Source organism: Nocardioides sp. (assembly GCF_004803405.1).
GTDB lineage: Bacteria > Actinomycetota > Actinomycetes > Propionibacteriales > Nocardioidaceae > Nocardioides > Nocardioides vastitatis.
This window is the reverse complement of the sequence record NZ_SSXI01000200.1, coordinates 1-5,052: the sequence shown is the minus strand read 5'-3', so window position 1 is coordinate 5,052 and position 5,052 is coordinate 1. Positions and strand designations below refer to the sequence as shown.

The window sequence follows — 5,052 nt, the reverse complement described above, 5'->3', positions numbered from 1 at the left end:
AGGGGGTGCGGGCATGGACGAGGCCGACGTGGTCGAGCGGGCGAAGCCGCCCGCCGAGCGGCAGGACCTGCTCGCCGACACCCGCCGCGACGCGGTGTGGTGGGGCCTGGCCGGCGGCGGCGCGCTGGTCGTGCTGGTCGTGCTGCGGCCGGTCCTGGCGCGCCGCCGCTGACCGCCGAGTTGGGACTTCCCGCACCCCGAGTTGGGACTTCCCGCCCCGCGAGATGGGACCTCCCGCACCCCGAGTTGGGACCTCCCGCCCCTCGAGTTGGGAGGTCCCAAACCCCGAGGTGGGAGATGGCCCTGGTTCGTGGCGGACCAGCGGGTACCAAGCAGCGGACCAAACGGGTACCAAGTTCGAGCCCGCGGCGGGACAGCGACGTGAGTGTCGTGCCAGCCTGCGACGCAGCCGGCCCTGGCGACTCGGGATGGACCGGCGTCGGCTCGGACAGAGGAGACCTCGGTGCACAACTCCCTCCGCCAGGATCCAACCCATCGCGCACGCCGGCCGCATCCGCTTTCCGCCGCCCATCGCGACCTGCTTCGCGTGCTTGCACTGGGCCTGGCCCTGCTGCTCGTCCTGCTGGCCTTGGTCCAGTTGTCGGATCCCGCGGCGGCCGAGGCCGGGGACTCCGGCGCCACCGTGGAAGCCTCGTCGTCGACGGTGGCGGCGGCCGCCGTGGGCGACCCGTTCGATCCGACGGAGCCGCAGCAGTTCGTGATCGTCGGTACCGCGAACTCCCAGCTCTACCGCACGGTCACGGCATCCGACGGCACCCTCACGCTGCAGGAGATCGGCGCCCCCGCGCCGGTCGGCTACAACGCCATCGGGTACAACACGGCCGACAACTACATCTACGGCACGGTCACGGGCGGGAACGCCGAGTTCCCCACCGGCTCGATCGTGCGGGTCGACGCGACCGGCACCCTCACCCGGGTCGGCATCGCATCCGACTGGTCGTACGCAGCGGGAACGATCGGCCCGGATGGTCTGATGACCGTTGGTGACTGGGTGAGCGGCGTGTGGCCGAAGGTCAACCCGACCACCGGCGCGCAGGTCGGGACGCTCGTCCTGTCCCAGCCGCTCAACTCGTTCCCCGGGGTCACCGGAGCGGCCAACGACATCACGTATGCCGAGGGCTACTTCTGGGCGTCCGCTTCCAGCCACATCTTCCGGATCAACCCGCTCACCGGGCAGGTGGACGCATTCCCGTCTCCAGTCCCAGTCGAGGAGACGGGAGGCCAGGGTGCTGGGGCAGCGCTGACGTTCGGCAACGGCAACCTGGGCTTCGTCTACAACGAGACGGGCAGCGTGGTGCAGGTCAGGGTGACCGACCCAGGCTCGGCCAGCCCGGCCTTCGAGTTCGTATCGGCCGCCGACGGCCCCGCCAACGGCAACAACGACGCGACGTCGTCGCCCGGGCTGCCGGCGGACCTGGAGATCGAGAAGGCCGGTCCGGCGTGGTACGTCGCCGGAGGGCAGGTCAGCTACACGTTGACCGTCACCAACAACGGCCCCGGGGTGTCGAGCGGCCAGACGATCACGGACACGCTGCCGGACGGGCTGACGGACATCACACCGCCGACGGGCTGCACGGTCGCCGATCAGACCGTGACGTGCGTCAACGGCCGTCTCGCCATCGGTGCGAGCGTCGAGTACACGCTGACCGCGTCGGCGCCGAACCCGGCCACGACCTGTCTGACCAATCAGGCCACGGTCCTCGGCAACGAGGCTGACGGGGTCGATGGCAACAACGAGGACAGTGTCGAGTCATGCCCGGTCCTCACCACCGTGGATGGCACGAACACGGCGCGGTTCCGGATCACGGTGACCCGGACCGGTGATGGTCCTGGCTATGACCTGAGCGACGTGTTCGCGGTGGGCGAGGGGATCACGCTCACGACGGTCACCTCGACCAACATCGAGCCGGGTGGGATCTCAACCGTCGACTCCTGGGACGCGGCGACGAGCACCCTGCAGGTCGTCGAGGACCAGCCGATCGCTGACGGGGAGTCCCACGTGTACCTGGTGACCGCCAACGCCACGGTCGACGGCGGGTCGCTCACCTACGAGAGCTCGGACTGCTCTCTTGGTGCGGGCGAGTCGGGCACCGGGTTCTCGAACACCGCCCGAGTCAGCGCCGGTGTCGCCACCGAGGATGCGGCGGCGTGCTCGACGCCGTTCGTGCCCGAGGTCGAGAAGACCTCGATCGGAGAGCCGCGCCCGCTGGGCGGTGGCCGGTTCGAGCTGGCTTACGAGGTCTCGGTGACGAATCCCCACGCCGGTGCGGGTGTCTACGACCTGGACGACACCCTCGCGTACGGCGATGCGGTGACCGTGCTGGGCCAGCCGAGGGCGGCGGCGGTCACGAGTGGGCTCAGTGCTGTGGAGAACACCTGGTCCCCCGGCGCGAAGCGGCTGCGGATCCAGACCGATCAGCCGATCGCAGCCGCCGTCGACGCAAGCACCCCGACGGTGCACACCTACCGGGTGACGATCCGGTTCAAGGTGAACGCCGCGAAGGTCAGCTACCGCAACAGCGACTGCTCACTCGGAGGTGGTGAAAGCGGGACAGGGCTGATGAACCGGGCCTCGATCACCGTCGATGCGCACAGGACCAGTGCGGAGACCTGCAAGACGTTCAGCGAGCCGGTCCACCGGAAGGTGGTGAAGTCGGGTCCGAGAAAGATCGGAAAGAACCGCTTCCGGATCAGGTACGCCATCACGGTGACCAACCGGGGGGCTGCGGCGACCACCTACAGCCTGAGCGACCGGCTCCGGTACGGCGCCGCGGTGCGGATCGTCGACACCAGCGTGCGGGCCAGGCCCCGGTCGATCGACCTGAACCCGGCCTGGAACGGGCGTGGCCGAACCCGGCTGGTGGCCAACCAGACGATCGGTGCGGCCCGGGCGGGAGCGCCACGGGTCCACACCTACGTGGTGATCGTGGACTACCGGGTCAAGGCCGGCAAGGCGACGGGCCGGAACAGCGACTGCGGGCTCTCTGGGGGGGAGTCCGGCACCGGGTTGCTCAACGAGTCCACGATGACCGCGAGCGGCGAGAGCACCACTGACCACGCCTGCCAGTGGAGCTCGACCCGGCCGCCGCCTGCGACCGGGTACCGGCTCGGCGGGGTCGCAGGCGGCATGTGAAACGGCCAGGGTTCTGCGGGGACTGAGCGGACTCTGCCGAGATCCAGTCTGAACTCCGTCGTCTGGACGAAGGCTGGCGGCGCAGGCGTGTGCGCGATCTGATCCGCGTTGCCCTCGCGCTCGGCCTCCTCTCCTCGGGCCGCATCTACCCACTTCCGGGCATCCGCGAGTCCCACGGCTCTCGGCCACGGTTGCCACCTGGTAAGGCTCCGGACCTCGGCCGTGGTACTCCCGCCCCGTCCCGGATGGCGACCAGAACTGAGCCTGTGACCCCCGGAAGACAGAACGCCGCCCCTCTCCGGATCGGAGCAGGAGCGGCGTCCTTGCAGGTCAGCGACCTGCTTCCCATGGCGGAGGTAGGGGGATTCGAACCCCCGAGGGCTGTTAACCCAACCCGCTTTCCAAGCGAGCGCCATAGGCCACTAGGCGATACCTCCGCGGAGGAGCGTACCGGCGAGCGAGCGGCGGGATGAAATCGCCTCGGGCCGCGGGTGGCCCGGACTTCGGAGCGCCCCTGCCCGTCGTCTAAGGTTGTGCCAACCCCCCGTGTGGCGGCATCTCACCCAACTCCCCCAGGGCCGGAAGGCAGCAAGGGTAAGTGAGCTCTGTCGGGTGCGCGGGGGGCCTCTTCGTTTGTGGTGGTCAGGGTGTCCGTTGTCGGGAGCGGTAGTTAGTGTTCAGGCGTGGACTCCCCGCTCGCTCTGTACCGCCGCTACCGGCCCGAGACCTTCGCCGAGGTGATCGGGCAGGAGCACGTGACCGAGCCGCTGCGCGCCGCGCTCGCGGGCAACCGGGTCAACCACGCCTATCTCTTCTCCGGCCCCCGCGGCTGCGGCAAGACGACCAGCGCCCGGATCCTCGCTCGCGCGCTCAACTGCGAGAAGGCGCCGGTCGCCGATCCGTGCGGCGAGTGCGACAGCTGCCGGGACCTGGCGCGCAACGGGCCCGGCTCGATCGACGTGATCGAGATCGACGCGGCGTCCCACGGTGGCGTCGACGACGCGCGTGACCTCCGCGAGAAGGCGTTCTTCGCGCCGGTGCGGAGCCGCTACAAGGTCTACATCATCGACGAGGCCCACATGGTCACCACGCAGGGCTTCAACGCCCTGCTGAAGCTGGTGGAGGAGCCGCCGCCGCACCTGCGCTTCATCTTCGCGACGACCGAGCCGGAGAAGGTCATCCCGACCATCCGCTCGCGGACCCACCACTACCCGTTCCGGCTGATCCCGCCGCGGCTGCTGACGTCGTACCTCTCCGAGCTGTGCGAGCGCGAGGGGGTGTCGATCGAGCCGGCCGCACTGCCGCTCGTGGTGCGCGCGGGCGCCGGGTCGGCGCGTGACACGCTTTCGGTCCTCGACCAGCTCCTCGGTGGCGCCGGTCCGGCGGGCGTGACCTACGACCTGGCGAGCGGCCTGCTGGGCTACACCCCCGACACGCTGTTGGACGACGTGGTGGACGCATTCGCAGCCGGCGACGGCGCGGCGGTGTTCGGCGTCGTCGACAAGGTGATCGAGACCGGACAGGACCCGCGCCGCTTCACCGAGGACCTGTTGCGGAGGGTGCGCGACCTGGTGATCGTCTCCGCGGTCCCCGACGCCCCGGCGACCGGCCTGATCGACGTCTCCGGCGACCAGGGCGACCGACTCGTCGCCCAGGCGGCCCGGTTCGGCCGCGCCGAGCTCACCCGGGCCGCAGACCTCGTCGCCGCCGGGCTCACCGACATGCGCGGCGCCACCGCGCCGCGGCTGCTCCTCGAGCTGATCTGCGCGCGGATCCTCCTTCCGGGCGCCGACCACACCACCGACGGCGTGCTCGCCCGCCTCGACCGGCTCGAGCGTCGCGTCGCGATCAGCGGTACGCCGTCGGCAGATGCCGCTCCCTCCGCCGGGCCGGTGACG

At 70.3% G+C, this 5,052-nt stretch carries 2 protein-coding genes, 1 tRNA gene and 1 other RNA gene; 3 read left to right on the top strand and 1 reads right to left on the bottom strand.

Features of this window, described 5'->3' with window-relative positions; all coding sequences use genetic code 11:
* Nucleotides 1-463: 463 nt before the first annotated feature.
* The gene (locus tag E7Z54_RS14075; RefSeq protein WP_168798330.1) at nucleotides 464-3,154 is read left to right on the top strand and encodes a DUF6923 family protein; all 2,691 of its coding nucleotides are present in this window, start codon (nucleotides 464-466) and stop codon (nucleotides 3,152-3,154) included.
* A 348-nt stretch (nucleotides 3,155-3,502) separates the two neighbouring features.
* Here E7Z54_RS14075 and E7Z54_RS14070 read toward each other — a convergent pair.
* Nucleotides 3,503-3,591 (bottom strand) — tRNA-Ser (locus tag E7Z54_RS14070).
* 101 nt (nucleotides 3,592-3,692) lie between these two features.
* Here E7Z54_RS14070 and ffs point away from each other — a divergent pair.
* An RNA gene (gene ffs, locus E7Z54_RS14065) (signal recognition particle sRNA small type) lies at nucleotides 3,693-3,783 on the top strand.
* Between the two features lie 54 nt (nucleotides 3,784-3,837).
* On the top strand, nucleotides 3,838-5,052 hold a 1,215-nt coding region (locus E7Z54_RS14060; RefSeq protein WP_136434713.1), incomplete at its 3' end, for a DNA polymerase III subunit gamma and tau.